The 14,012-nt window shown below is 43.4% G+C and carries 15 protein-coding genes; 10 read left to right on the plus strand and 5 right to left on the minus strand.

What is annotated here, in order from left to right; genetic code table 11:
• The first annotated feature begins 18 nt into the window (after positions 1-18).
• Both CHH91_RS11345 and CHH91_RS11350 read left to right on the plus strand, forming a co-directional pair.
• On the plus strand, positions 19-903 hold the full coding sequence (locus tag CHH91_RS11345) for a transporter substrate-binding domain-containing protein (protein ID WP_095223546.1): 885 nt from the start codon (positions 19-21) through the stop codon (positions 901-903).
• The gene (locus CHH91_RS11350) at positions 900-1,589 is read left to right on the plus strand and encodes an amino acid ABC transporter permease (protein ID WP_095223547.1); all 690 of its coding nucleotides are present in this window, start codon (positions 900-902) and stop codon (positions 1,587-1,589) included. Before CHH91_RS11345 ends, CHH91_RS11350 begins: the two co-directional genes overlap by 4 nt.
• Before the next feature lie 34 nt (positions 1,590-1,623).
• Here CHH91_RS11350 and CHH91_RS11355 read toward each other — a convergent pair whose 3' ends face one another.
• Entirely contained in the window at positions 1,624-2,799 is a 1,176-nt protein-coding gene (locus tag CHH91_RS11355; protein WP_095223548.1) for an MFS transporter, read from the minus strand.
• 134 nt (positions 2,800-2,933) lie between these two features.
• On the opposite strand from CHH91_RS11355, the gene CHH91_RS11360 reads away from it, so the two are divergent.
• The 8 genes from CHH91_RS11360 to CHH91_RS11390 all read left to right on the plus strand — a co-directional run bounded on the left by CHH91_RS11360 (position 2,934) and on the right by CHH91_RS11390 (position 11,368).
• Positions 2,934-3,338 (plus strand): OsmC family protein, encoded by a 405-nt coding sequence (locus CHH91_RS11360; protein ID WP_374079590.1) that lies wholly within the window; start codon positions 2,934-2,936, stop codon positions 3,336-3,338.
• A 64-nt stretch (positions 3,339-3,402) separates the two neighbouring features.
• Complete coding sequence (locus tag CHH91_RS11365) at positions 3,403-4,197, plus strand: YfkD famly protein (protein ID WP_095223550.1); 795 nt, start codon at positions 3,403-3,405, stop codon at positions 4,195-4,197.
• Positions 4,198-4,251: 54 nt separating this feature from the next.
• Positions 4,252-4,398, plus strand: coding sequence for an SE1561 family protein (locus CHH91_RS20580; protein WP_164072015.1), 147 nt, complete (start codon positions 4,252-4,254; stop codon positions 4,396-4,398).
• 89 nt (positions 4,399-4,487) lie between these two features.
• Positions 4,488-5,279: a delta-lactam-biosynthetic de-N-acetylase gene (pdaA, locus tag CHH91_RS11370; RefSeq protein ID WP_095223551.1), complete on the plus strand. Its 792-nt coding sequence runs from the start codon at positions 4,488-4,490 to the stop codon at positions 5,277-5,279.
• 270 nt (positions 5,280-5,549) lie between these two features.
• Positions 5,550-6,437 carry a LysR family transcriptional regulator gene (locus CHH91_RS11375; RefSeq protein ID WP_176465766.1) on the plus strand — a complete coding sequence of 296 codons (888 nt, stop codon included), beginning with the start codon at positions 5,550-5,552 and terminating at the stop codon, positions 6,435-6,437.
• Positions 6,438-6,449: 12 nt separating this feature from the next.
• Positions 6,450-7,322, plus strand: a complete 873-nt coding sequence (locus CHH91_RS11380; protein ID WP_095223553.1) for a DNA-3-methyladenine glycosylase family protein — start codon at positions 6,450-6,452, stop codon at positions 7,320-7,322.
• A gap of 111 nt (positions 7,323-7,433) precedes the next feature.
• The gene (mbcS, locus tag CHH91_RS11385; protein WP_095223554.1) at positions 7,434-9,014 is read left to right on the plus strand and encodes an acyl-CoA synthetase MbcS; all 1,581 of its coding nucleotides are present in this window, start codon (positions 7,434-7,436) and stop codon (positions 9,012-9,014) included.
• A gap of 218 nt (positions 9,015-9,232) precedes the next feature.
• On the plus strand, positions 9,233-11,368 hold the full coding sequence (locus tag CHH91_RS11390) for an ATP-dependent Clp protease ATP-binding subunit (RefSeq protein WP_095223555.1): 2,136 nt from the start codon (positions 9,233-9,235) through the stop codon (positions 11,366-11,368).
• A 38-nt stretch (positions 11,369-11,406) separates the two neighbouring features.
• Here CHH91_RS11390 and CHH91_RS11395 read toward each other — a convergent pair whose 3' ends face one another.
• From CHH91_RS11395 to lepB, 4 genes are all read right to left on the minus strand, one after another.
• Positions 11,407-12,102, minus strand: coding sequence for a hypothetical protein (locus CHH91_RS11395; RefSeq protein ID WP_095223556.1), 696 nt, complete (start codon positions 12,100-12,102; stop codon positions 11,407-11,409).
• Positions 12,099-12,959, minus strand: coding sequence for an ABC transporter ATP-binding protein (locus CHH91_RS11400; RefSeq protein WP_095223557.1), 861 nt, complete (start codon positions 12,957-12,959; stop codon positions 12,099-12,101). Before CHH91_RS11400 ends, CHH91_RS11395 begins: the two co-directional genes overlap by 4 nt.
• Positions 12,960-12,961: 2 nt before the next feature.
• Positions 12,962-13,315: a GntR family transcriptional regulator gene (locus CHH91_RS11405; RefSeq protein ID WP_095223558.1), complete on the minus strand. Its 354-nt coding sequence runs from the start codon at positions 13,313-13,315 to the stop codon at positions 12,962-12,964.
• Between the two features lie 144 nt (positions 13,316-13,459).
• The gene (gene lepB, locus CHH91_RS11410; RefSeq protein ID WP_286160762.1) at positions 13,460-14,011 is read right to left on the minus strand and encodes a signal peptidase I; all 552 of its coding nucleotides are present in this window, start codon (positions 14,009-14,011) and stop codon (positions 13,460-13,462) included.
• Position 14,012 lies beyond the last annotated feature (1 nt).

Consider the following 14,012-nt stretch of genomic DNA (forward strand, 5'->3'; position numbering starts at 1 on the left):
TAAAGGAGAAACATCATAATGAAGAAACGATTACTTGTATTTTGCAGCTTACTGGTCGTCCTTGTTTTGAGTGCTTGCGGTTCTTCTGCCAATGATAGTTCTGATCAAGCTTCTGAAGATAAAGTATGGGAAGCTATTCAGGATTCCGGAAAGATTACAGTTGGAACTTCAGGTACTTTGTATCCAGCTAGCTATTATCCAGAAGGTTCGGATGATATTACTGGATATGATGTAGAGGTAATCAAGGAAATCGCGAAACGTCTAGACTTGGAAGTGGAATTCAAGACATCTGATTTCAATAACATGCTTGCTTCGGTCCAGAACGGACGAGTGGATCTCGCAGCGAATGATATTGGCGTGACAGATGAAAGGAAAGAAAAGTTCGCGTATAGTGAACCGTACAAATACTCTTACACAACAATGATTGTGCGTAAAGATGATTTCTCCGGTATCAATTCTTTGGAGGATCTGCAAGGGAAAAAGGCTGGTGGTGAGGCAACGACTGGCTACAGTGAAATAGCTGAGGAATTAGGTGCCGAAGTAGTAGCGTATGGTAATACAACAAATGATGTTTATTTACGTGATGTCGATAATGGACGGACAGATCTGATCATCAATGATTATTATCTGCAGTCATTGGCACTGCAAGCCTTCCCGGATTTCAATATCACAATCCATCCTGACTTTAAATTCGATGAAACAGCCAATGCGGCCATCATGCCGAAGGATGCAACAGAATTGAAGAAACAGGTGGATAAGGTCTTGAGTGAGATGAGAGAAGACGGTACATTGACGAAGCTTTCTGAGGAATTCTTCGGCGGTGCAGATGTTTCGAAGCAGCCGGATGAAGATATTCCGACAATAGAAGAAATATTGGAGAAACAGCAGGAAGAAGCGGAATGATACCATTCGAGCTAGTGGATATCGGCAAATTTTTTGATGCAGAATTAGCGTGGGAGAACCTTCCCTTTATACTTGAAGGACTGCCTATGACGATAGCAGTTGCTTTCGCCGGTATGGGAATGGGTTTGATTCTCGGCTTTTTCCTGGCGGTTGGCCGCAGCTCCCGATTCTTTGTCCTTCGATGGCCTGCAAGGTTTTATATCTCGTTTATGCGCGGGACACCGATACTGGTGTTTTTATTCATCTTGTATCAAGGGCTGCCTGTCGTACAAATCAGGCTTGATGCTTTCACCTGTGCTGTTCTCGCTTTCGGCTTGAATAGTGCAGCTTATATCGCCGAGGTAAACCGGGGGGCGCTGAACAGTATTGCTTATGGCCAATGGGAATCCTCCTATGCACTTGGTCTTAACTATTGGCAGACATTGACGCGGGTCATTGTCCCGCAAGCTGCACGAGTTGCGATGCCGCCGCTTACGAATGTATTTCTTGATTTGGTGAAAGCGACGAGTCTGGCAGCGGTTATTACGGTGCCGGAAATGTTTCAGAAGGCGCAGATTGTAGCTGGCCGTACATTCGATTCCATGACGATGTACATTACGGTGGCACTTGTGTATTGGCCGCTTTGTATCATCATTTCCTATTTCCAGGAACGGCTGGAGAAGCGATTCTCCCGATATATCAATTAAAAAGGGATGTGCCCAGACGGGCTCATCCCTTTTACTATTGTTCTGCTACGACAGCTCGTTTTGTGAAAATCGCATGAACTAGCAATGTTGTAAAGATACCAGCGAAAATGACTGTCATAATAACGAAGAAACTGAGATCGGGCAATTTTTCGATAAACACGCCACTGATATAAGGACCACCAAGACTGCCGATACTAAAGGTGATACTGCAAAGCAGATTACCTGTCGGCAGCAAATGTCTTGGAGTCAGATCGGTCATATAGCTTATGCCGAGGGAGAAGGTGGAACCTAAGACCATTCCGGCTGCAAATAAACAGATGAACAGGGCAATATAATTTTGTTCTGTAAATACAGCAGTCCCGAAAAAGATTGTTCCAAGCAATATTACGGTCAACAGCGTGTACTTACGGCCGAACTTATCGCTAAGCATACCAAGCGGTATCTGAAACACAATCCCGCCAATGGCGAATCCGGTAAGCAATATAGATACTTCTGATACGCCGATGTCCTGACGTAAGCCATAGATAGGAAAACTTCCGTTCAAGGAAGATTCCAAAAATCCATAGCCGAGCGGCGGCAGGAAAGCGACCCATGCATATTTCAAGGTGGATCCAAAGCGCTGCAGAAGCCCTTGCTGCTGTGATGATTGCGTATTTTCTTCCGTTGGAAACTCATTGCGCAATTGAAAAAGGGTGAACCAAGCGACCAAGCAAAGCGCGCCAGATAATATAAATGGCAAGGATTCTGAAACCTTAACTAGTGAAGTCATAAGCGGACCGACAGCGAAGCCAATTCCAAAGAAAAGTCCATAAATCGAAATATTCCGCCCGCGTACCTTTTCAGGAGATGAAGATGTAATCCATGTCTGGGTTCCAAAATGAAGGGCATTGTCGCCAATTCCAATCAACAGACGAAGTACAAACCAGAACCAAAATGACTTCCATAATGGAAAAGCGAGCAGTGCTGCCACGACAATTAGTCCACCTGCCATAATGACTGGCCGATAACCGAATTTGCGGAGCGGCGCTTCCATAAAAGGAGATACGAGCAGGATACCGATGTAGATGGCAACTGCATTTAATCCATTCATGGAGGAAGAAAGACCGTCTTGTTCAAATATGATGGCGATCAGCGGAAGCAGCAGCCCTTGACTGAAACCGGAGACTGCGACAATACTGACTAAAATCCAAAAACTGTACGCATTTCTCATATGTCTATTACCCCTGTATGTAAGATGCTTTCCCAATCCTACTGTATAGTTTTTCCTGGATTTGGTCAATCGTACGGATGTAGGTTAGAAAATCATACAAGAGGGAATATAACGCATAAAGAATTCGCAAGGAGATGAGGAAATTGAAGCTGACAATGAAACAGCATGGATTCCGTATCGAACTACCACATCAAACTTTGGATATAGACGGAAATGAGCAATTCGGTATCCGGCCTTATCAGCTAATGGTTTCCTCGATAGCAGGCTGCAGTGCGTCAGTATTCCGGAAGATCATGGAGAAACAGCGGCTGGAAATTGACGATATGGAAGTGTCAGCAGAGGTAGAACGGGATGAACTGGCAGCAAACCGTATTACTAAGATCACGCTTACTTTCGTTATACGTGGTTTTCATTTGGACAAGGGGCAACTGGAGAAGAATCTCCAGCTTGCGCACAACAATTGTTCCATGGTGCAATCAGTCAAGGATAGTATCGAGATCGAGGAAAGATTGGAAGTCATTCACTTGAACCATTATTAAATGTATAGGATAGCCTTTGTCTTCAGATACTAGAAAAAAATCTGAAAGGCAGGGGCTTTTCTTTATGAAATTCGCTAGAATCATCATAGCAATCATGGCATTGACTTTGCTTACTCTTCCTTTCTCCATAGCAGGGAAAGCTGAGAATGTACAAAAGAAGGACACTGAAATACCAAATCACGTATTAAATATTTCAAAGGAAAATACTTATCCGAACTCAAATAAGGATCAAATTGTTCTGGAACCAAGTGAGCTTGTTAAAGAACTGACGGAAGAAAGTGATATTGTCATCCAAAATCCGGAACTGATTCGCATTCTTAATGAATCGACTCTGAAACCATCTCCGTTGGCAATCGGGTATCGAGGGATGATCTACATGGGGCATTGGCCGCTTGAATACCAGTCTGCAGAGACAAATATCAACTGGCAATATCAAAAAGTGAATACGAACCAGCTGAGCAATGCTGGTGGAGAATCGGCTAAGCAAATGAATTACGAGCAGCAGGAAGAACGATATGTGAAGGGTGGACTGACAGCTGAAATAGATAACCCTAGGGATATCAAATTAATGATGCTGCAGCAGGCCCAGAAGAATACAAAGCTTCCGCTTTCCTTCCAAACGGTAATAGGAAGAGGTACCAATAAGGAAAATGCTTACGGTGTTCCTTTGAATAAGTCTGGAATTCTTACGGCTTATGCACCGGCAGTGAATGAAAAGGGTACGATTACTTTTGGGGAAGTCTACCTGGAGTTAAAGGGATCAAGAAAGCAGATTGTTGTTAAAAATGTTACCAAACAGGGAATTGGTGCTTGGATTCCGATTCAAGATCATCTGTCTTTCACCTTCAACGTACAATAATGAACAGCGCTGTGGTATACTGAAGCCAGATAATGCGGTAAAGGGGTTTTATCTTTGGCAACGAGTAAAGTGGATGACTTGAAGCAGCGTCTGTCTGCTTTCATGGATTATTTGGATAGTATCGAACCGGAGGAGACTTCCTTGGAGGAAATCGATGAAATGCTTCGGATGCTCGATGAAATGGAAAATAAATTAAAGTAAGACCGTGCTGATGCACGGTCTTTTCTAATTTTTGCATCGCATAGGAGACGTGGATATGGCGCAATCTATCCGTAAGGAGAGTGTGCCATATGCGATGGAAATCATTTATGCTGCTGTTATGTCTGCTGCTTGTCTCACCATCCTTTGTATCGGCAGAAAGCCCGGTCAGCTATGGCTGGGGATTTGTTAAGAGCAAGGGTGGCAGTATACCAGAAGTAGGCAAATACCAGCAGCTTTTGGATGAATATCATAGTTATTATTTGGATGGTTCTGGGGAGAAAACGGTATATATCACATTCGATAACGGCTATGAACAAGGATATACAGGAGATATTCTGGATGTATTAAAGAAGCACGAAGTACCGGCTGCTTTCTTTATTACAGGTCATTATGTATCATCAGCCCCTGATTTGGTGAAAAGGATGGTCGACGAAGGTCATATTGTCGGCAATCATTCGTATCATCATCCAGATTTGACGAAGGTTTCTAAAGAAAAGATGCAGCAAGAGCTTGAAATGCTGGAGGATGCTGTCGCTGATTTGACAGATCAAGACGACATGCACTATTTAAGGGCGCCGCGAGGTACCTTTAGTGCCCGTTCGCTGAAGTGGTCTGAAGAACTTGGCTATACGAATGTATTCTGGTCACTTGCTTATGCTGATTGGAAAACAGGCGAACAAAAAGGCTGGCAGTACGCGTATGATCAAGTGATGGCCCAAATGCATCCGGGTGCAGTCGTCTTGCTGCACTCTGTATCTGAAGATAATGCCGTTGCATTGGAGAAGTTGATTATTGAACTGAAGAAGCAAGGATATACCTTCCGTACATTGGATGACCTGGTCAAACAGGATATCCTGCCGAAAGCCATTACGCAATTTTAAGCTGATCCGAATTGGGTCAGCTCTTTTATTTGGTTTGGATGATAGCATGGACGATTTCCATGAAGTAGTCCCGCCAAGTTTTTTTAGAAGTGTCCTTCATCGTTTTCTCTCCTTTCAGCAATTAAGTTCAATCTTAAGAGGAGCTACTCCAAGCCAGTTGGCGTAAACCTTTTCCAATATTTATATAAAAGTGTATACTGCATTCATGCATAGGAAAAGCTGAATAATTTGATTATTATGATCGAAAAAAGCGATTTAGGGAGTGTATATATGCACATCAACCATTTAAAGACTTTTACTGTAGCGGCTGAAACACTTAATTTCACAAAGACTGCTCAGCTGCTTGATTACGCACAATCTAGCGTTACCGCACAAATAAAAGCGCTGGAAAAGGAATATGGAGTTGATTTGTTCCAGCGTCTTGGAAAGAGGATTTATCTTACTGAAGCGGGAATTAAAATGCTGAGCTATGCTAAAAGAATCTTGGCATTGCATGATGAAATGCGACATGTATTTGCGGATGAGCTAGAGAATAAAGGGACAATTCTGATAGGTGCCTGCGAAAGTCAATGCATCTACCGGCTGCCTGAACTCCTTCGCTTTATACGAAATCAGTATCCACAGGTGCAGGTTATTCTGAAACCCGTACCGTCTAGTAAAACTGCGGAGAAAATGCTCCAGGAAGGCGAGTTGGATATAGCATTTATTATGGAGCGGAAACATCACAATGCTTTACTGGAGTCAGTCTCTCTATTTCAAGAGGAGATCGTTTTGATAAGCTCCCCGAACCATCAGCTGGCAGTTTACCCCTCCGCTAGCTTGGCTGAGGTGATGCAGCATCCTTTGATCTTGACGGAGAAAGACTGTGCTTATCGAACGGAATTAGAGCAAGCATTACAAAAACAGAATTTGCAACCGGAAAATGTCATTGAATTCGGCAGTATAGAAGCAATCAAGCAATGCGTAATGGCTGGTTTGGGTTTATCTTACTTACCGCTCATGACAGTGGAAAAAGAATTGCAATCAGGCGAGTTAAGCACTGTAGATCTAGATGAACCAATCAATCAGCCCACAACAAAGCTACTTTGGCATAAAAATAAGCGTTTGACGAAAGTGATGCATGATGTAATTGATTTTGCGATAAAACAAATAGGATAGGAGATGCTACTGATGTGGGAAAAGCAGCTTAAAGGATTACATACATACGATTATCATTATTTAATGAAAAGATGGAGTATGGACCAGCTGAATATCGTTGATGCAGAAGGGCATGAGCTGAAGCTTCCTGTTGTATTGGGAGATGAATCGCGTCATATCGTCGTGCTCCAGTTCAATGGAACAATTACATCACCGGTTGTCAAAGTGTCTTCTGCAGATTCTTCGAGACAGAAGGACATACTTGCTTGGGTGGAGAACTGGCTTCAATGGGATATTGACCTTACAGAAGTAGCTGCTCATTTTATCGGTTCAGATTTGGAGCGGCTTTTTTATGCACACGCAGGAACACCTATCATAAAAGATACAGACTTATACTACTGTTTGATGAAAACAATCATCCACCAGCAGCTTAATTTGAAGTTCGCCTACACACTGACAAATCGGTTTGTCGAAGCATTCGGGACAAAAGAGGAAGGTATCTGGTTTTATCCAACACCGCAAAACGTTGCTTCCTTGGAATATGACGACTTACGGAAGCTGCAGTTTTCGCAAAGGAAAGCTGAATATGTAATTGATACAAGTCGTCTTATTATAGAAGGGAAGCTGGATCTCGCACAGCTTGCTGCTGCTTCTAATGAAGAAATTGCTTCAGAGCTTACGAAGATCAGGGGGCTTGGAAGCTGGTCCGCGCAAAACTGGATGCTGTTCGGGTTAGGGCGTTCCGACTTATTACCAGCTGCTGATATCGGGGTGCAAAACGCCTTGAAATCATATGACAATCTCACTGAAAAACCGACTCCAGCAGCTATACATACACGAGGAGAAAGGTGGGCTCCTTATCGCAGTTACGCGACTATGACGCTTTGGAGAAGTATTGAGACCTGATACTAATATCAAGTTTTATAATTTGGTAACAATTATTACTGGGAAGTCGTGCTTTGGTCTGCTATAATTAGTGCATTAGTTAAAACAGGCAGCCATTTAGGAGGCGTAAGTATGGAAAGAAAAGATTTGATTGCACCAGAGCAATACAACATCGTTGATGAAATGGAGCGATTCGTTACAGATGAAGATCGTAAGGCGCTCATTTGGATGGACGAGGCGGGTAATAAGATGGAAGTAACGTATAAAACGTTATTCCAGGATGTAAACCGCACAGGTAATGTTCTGAAAGAATTGGGCTTGGAAAAAGGGGATGCGATACTGGTTATGGTACCGCGTGTCGTTGAGGCGTATCATATTTATGCAGCAGCCTTGAAGCTCGGACTTGTGATCATCCCTAGCTCCGAAATGCTGAAGACGAAGGATTTGCAATACCGTATCGATCATGGAAAAGTGAAGAGCATCATCAGTTATCATGCCTTTACTGCGCAATTTGAAGGCATCGAGAATCAAGATAGCTTAATCAAACTTGCAGTCGGCGGAGCAGTCGATGGCTGGAAGGATCTCGGGAAGCTCAAAACAACAGCTTCAGAAGAACTGGAAACGGTAGAGACTTCCAGAGAAGATATTGCATTGATGTCCTACACAAGTGGTACGACAGGTAATCCCAAAGGTGTAGTCCATACACATGGCTGGGGATATGCACACTTGCGGACAGCTGCAGAAAACTGGCTGTCGGCTTCCAAAGGAGACATCGTATGGGCAACAGCTGCACCAGGCTGGCAGAAATGGGTTTGGAGTCCATTCCTTTCTGTTTTAGGTACTGGAGCAACAGGCTTTGTCTACATGGGACGATTCGATGCTAAAACTTACCTTTCCCTACTCGAGGATTACAAAATCAATGTACTTTGCTGTACACCAACGGAATATCGTCTGATGGCCAAAGTAACTGATCTTGGCAGCTATAATTTGAGTGCCCTGCATAGTGCGGTATCAGCAGGTGAACCATTGAACCGGGAAGTGATTGATGTCTTCCAGAAACATTTCAACATCATTGTACGTGATGGATATGGCCAAACAGAGAGCACATTGCTGCTTGGTATTATGAAAGGTATGGAACCAAGACCAGGTTCCATGGGTAAACCGACTCCAGGAAATGAAGTTGTTGTAATCGATGAGGACGGAAATCGCGTTAAAACGGGTGAAGTTGGTGACATCGCCTTGAAACTCGATAGTCCTGCATTGTTTAAGACATATTTCCGTGAGCCAGAACGCCGTCAGCAAGCGGAACGCAACGGCTATTTCGTGACAGGTGACCAAGCTTCTGTAGATGAAGATGGCTACTTCTGGTTCGAAGGCCGCAGCGATGATATCATCATCAGCTCTGGCTATACAATTGGACCATTTGAAGTAGAGGATGCTTTGGTGAAACATCCGGCTGTAGCAGAATGCGCGGTTGTAGCAAGCCCGGATGAAATCCGCGGTAATGTAGTTAAAGCATTCGTCATCCTGCGTGAAAGTGTAGATGAGAATGATCCAAACCTTGTGAAGGAATTGCAGACGCATGTAAAGAATACGACTGCACCTTACAAGTACCCACGTAAAATTGAGTTCGTTAAAGAACTTCCGAAAACTTCGTCTGGTAAAATTAGACGTGTGGAACTGCGAAATCAAGAAAAACAAAATATGAAGTAATTGAGAGCATCGCCTAATAAAGGCGATGCTTTTTTTATTTCTTCATTAATTATTCACTAAATACCTTTTCTGAAAAAAATAAAAAAATTAAAGCATAACACTTGAAAGTCAAATAAGGTCAGACTATAATAAAGTCACAAGGTCAAAGATAGTCAAAGTCAAAGTTAGACACTTGACCAAATAAATTAAACTAACCTAATCGGGGAGGTAATTGTATTATGAAATGCCAACATTGTGGTGAACGAGAAGCTAACGTGAACTTGTTAATGCAATTCAATAATCAAAAACAGCAATTACAGCTCTGCCATACTTGCTATAATGAAATGAAAAATATGTCTAAAAACCCTGCCGGTTTCGCTTCCAATGGCGGAACAATGGATGATTTCTTTAAAAATATGTTTGGCGGAGCACAATCCGGCTTCCAGGCTGGTGCAAACAGCCAAGCGCAAGCTGGCGGCAATGGCCGCGGAGGATTGCTAGACTCACTTGGTAAGAACCTTACTGATGGAGCGCGTGCTGGTCTGATAGATCCAGTCATCGGCCGTGAGCAAGAGGTCAAACGTGTCATTGAGACGCTAAACCGACGCAATAAGAACAACCCAGTACTAATCGGGGAACCAGGGGTAGGTAAAACAGCAATAGCAGAGGGGTTGGCTTTACAGATTGTTGAAGGCAATGTGCCTGTGAAGCTGCAAAATAAAGAAATTTACTTGCTTGATGTTGCTTCGCTAGTTGCGAACACAGGTGTGCGCGGTCAATTCGAGGAAAAGATGAAACAGCTTATTTCCGAATTGCAGCAGCGTAAGAATGTCATTCTCTTTGTGGATGAGATTCATCTATTAGTCGGTGCTGGAACTGCTGAAGGTTCCCAAATGGATGCAGGTAATATTCTGAAACCAGCACTTGCTCGCGGTGAGCTGCAGCTGATCGGAGCAACAACATTGAAAGAGTACCGTCAAATCGAAAAGGATGCAGCGCTTGAACGCCGTTTCCAGCCGGTCATCGTAAAAGAACCGACAGCAGAACAGGCAATCGAGATATTGAAAGGGCTACAGGAGAGATACGAAGCGTATCATCAAGTGTCCTACACAGAAGAAGCAGTCAAAGCGAGCGTGAGCTTGTCTCAGCGTTACATCCAGGACCGCTTCTTGCCGGATAAAGCGATCGACTTGCTTGATGAAGCCGGATCCCGTATCAACCTGCTTACAGTGACGACTGACGAAGATGCCATTCAGACTCGTCTTGCACAAATTGCGAAAGAGAAAGAAGAAGCTGCAGGTCGCGAGGACTATGAACGTGCTGCGTATCTTCGCCAGGAAGAAATTCAGCTTGAACAGAAGCTTGAGCAACCAAAGAATGAAGACAAAGCTGAAGTGACAGTTGAGGTAATCCAGCAGATTGTAGAAGAGAAAACAGGTATCCCTGTGACGAAAATCCAGTCTGAAGAACAGAACAAAATGAAGAACCTAGCTGCTAACCTGTCCAGCAAGGTAATCGGTCAACAACAGGCAGTTGAACGAGTTGCTAAAGCGATCCGCCGCAGCCGAGCTGGATTGAAATCCAAGCAGCGCCCAATCGGTTCCTTCCTATTCGTCGGACCGACTGGTGTAGGTAAAACAGAACTTACTCGCGCACTGGCGGAAGAGATGTTCGGCACACGAGAATCCTTCATCCGTCTGGATATGAGTGAGTACATGGAGCGTCACTCCGTTGCGAAACTGATTGGTTCTCCTCCAGGATACGTTGGACATGAAGAAGCAGGTCAGCTTACTGAGCGCGTACGCCGTAATCCTTATACGATCGTCCTTTTGGATGAAATCGAGAAAGCACATCCGGATGTACAGCATATGTTCCTGCAAATCATGGAAGACGGTCATTTGACTGACAGCCAAGGCCGTAAAGTGAGCTTTAAGGAGACCGTCATTATTATGACGAGCAACGCCGGAACTGGAGACAAACAGATTTCTGTCGGTTTTACGAAATCTGCAAATGAAGCTGTTTCTGTGATTGAGAAACTAGGAGCTTACTTCAAACCAGAATTCTTGAACCGTTTTGATTCCATCATCAGCTTTGAAGAGCTGAAAGAGGAAGATTTGGTGCAAATTGTTGAGCTTATGCTTTCTGATTTGACGAAGAATATGGAAGAAGAAGGCTACCAGCTTGAGGTGACAGAAGCTGCAAAACACTTCCTTGCGAAAAAAGGCTATGATCCTCGTTTTGGTGCACGTCCATTGCGCCGTGTTATCCAAGACCAGGTAGAGGATAAAATTACTGACTATATCCTTGAGGAAGAGAACGTGAGCAGTATGGTAGTGGATTTGGTTGATGAACAAATTACTGTAGTAAGTAAATAATAGAAAAGAGACTCATGCCCAGGCATGAGTCTCTTTTTTTATGAGGTAGGCTGGGAGTTGCTGGTGCGGATAAAGATCCAGCTTATTACATAGCATACAAGCGCAACTGCAAAAACCAGTCCGAATGCTGGAAGTACAGCTAAGTCTAGTATCCAAGTAATGACGTCAGTTAATCCCTGGATAGTCAGAGACACGGTTATACCAATTAAGGCAATGCCTCCGAGTACCGCACCCCCCAGAAAGCCAAATTTATAGGCGATGATACCAAGTAAAAGTCCGGCAGCAAAGAAAGATAACAGGAGAGCATAATCAAGCGGCAAGCTATAAAAAATACTTTTCAGCTCGGTGCTCGCTCCAATTGGACGGATAATATGGATGTTCGTTACATTAGCTATCTGATACACAGCATCCAATATTAATTGTACTCCAGCAAGAAAAGCGAGCATTACAAGATTGATCAGCAAAATGAAAATACCGACGGCTGTATGATAACTTTTCCTGGTGATACCCCTCTTAATAGCAAATGGGAGACTCTCTTGAATTGTTCTGAAACCGAAGATGATCATAAAGATATATGCTGGTGCTGAGATGGCGATGTACATGATATCTGCAACAGTAACGCCAAGAACAGTTAATGCTGTAATGCACAGCAGCAGTATAGAGCAAAAGATAGCAACTGTACGTTTGCTGTCGACAGCAAAGAAATAGAGTAAAGCTTGTATTTGTTTCATCATGCACGGACACCTCTTTTTTCTGTTAAATGAACCATCATGTCTTGCAGTGGCACCCCTGAAACTGTCAGGTCACCAGTTAAGGCAGGTGCTTCTGTGGATAGGAGATAGGCTTGTGACGTACCGGCAAAGCTTTTTTCTTTGATTATTTGTTTGCCGTCCGTAAAGGCCTTGACCTGTGCTGCCGGTCCTGAGATGCAGAAGCTTTGCGCTCTAAGTTCTTCTGCACTTTTATGCAAAAGGATACTGCCTTTATTAAAGATAATCACTTCTTCGAACAAGCTGCTGACCTCATCAATTAAGTGTGTAGACAGGATGATGATGCGAGGATTGCTCTGGAATTCTTCCAGCAGTACTTCATAGAAATAAGCACGGGATGCGGCATCGAGTCCGATATAAGGTTCATCCAGCATCGTAACAGGTGCTTTGCTTGCCAGGCCAACAATGATGCCAAGAGCAGACTCCATGCCTTTGGAGAGACTTTTCACGCGTCGTCTTTTGTCTAAGTCGAATCCTTCTAAAAGGTCGGCCGCCAGCTTTTTATCCCAATTGCAGTAGAGCATAGAAGCGATTTTCAGCACTTGCTGAACGGTAAGCTCCTTTTTGAAATTATCTGCTTCCTTAATCAAGCAAGTATTTTCTGTAACCGCCCGGTTATCGAAAGGCTTCATACCATTGATACGTAAATCTCCGCTTGAGGGTTTATCGTAGCCAGCCAGCAATTGCATGAAGGTGGTTTTTCCAGCACCGTTTCTACCAAGCAGACCGTAGATTTTCGGTTCTGAGATACGAAGGTCAATTCCTTTCAAGGCTGTCGCAGTTTTATATTCCTTTATCAGGCTTTCAGCTACAATTGTCATCTTCATTGTTCCTCCTTCAGCATGCGAATGATTTCTTCCCTCGGAATATGGAGCTTACTGGCTTCCTGTTTCATCGGAACGATATATGCATCAAAAAACTGCTGTTTCCGCTTTTCAAGAAGAATATCCTGTGCTGTCTCTGTTACAAACATACCTACGCCTCTTTTCTTGAATAATATACCTTCGTCTACTAGCTGGTTGATCCCTTTTCCTGCAGTGGCTGGATTTATCTTGTGGTGTTTAGCAAATTCATTGGTTGAGGGCACTCTTTCTCCAATTTTTATGGAGCCATTGAGGATGGAGTCTTCTAGTTGTTCTTTAATCTGGATAAAGATTGGCTTTGAATCATCAAGCATACTTTTGCTCCTTTAATAATCTTGGATAATTGGTTCATCACTCATGTAACTAACTATATAACCCGGAGTGAGGGGAGTCAACCATAATTTGGAGAAAATAAAAAAACAGTGCAATTACCTGCACTGTTCGTCAGCTCAACTTATTTAATTGGTCAATCCCATTTGAGGAAATGGATAATAGCGGAACTTCACTTCTCCGATGACTGAGCTTTGTGAAATCAAGCCGAACATCCTGCTGTCTTTGCTGTTTCTGCGATTATCTCCCATGACGAACAGGTAACCATCAGGAATTGTGTCTTCTCCGATGACATCACGAAGCTTGAAGTTATTCGTAAATAACGCATCTTCCCGCATCATTTCCTTCATTTCTTTCAGGTAAGGCTCTGCATGCTTTTTGCCATTCACATAAAGCACATCATCTTTATATTCAATCCTGTCGCCGGGAATCCCGATCACCCGTTTTACATAGCTTGCATCCTGGTCTGGTGCATGGAAAACAACTTCATCAAAACGATCAATGTTGCCAACGCGGCTAATGAGAATTTTGTTTTGGTCTTCCAAAGTCGGAGCCATTGATTCACCATATACGGTACTAGGGAAATAAAAATAAGAGCGAAAAATGAATAGGGCGATTACGGCGATACCAATCGGCAGCAGCACAGCATAAAGCGTGCGTCTAGCTTTCAGAAAAAGCACC

It is taken from the genome of Virgibacillus sp. 7505 (assembly GCF_002272135.1).
GTDB lineage: Bacteria > Bacillota > Bacilli > Bacillales > Amphibacillaceae > Terribacillus.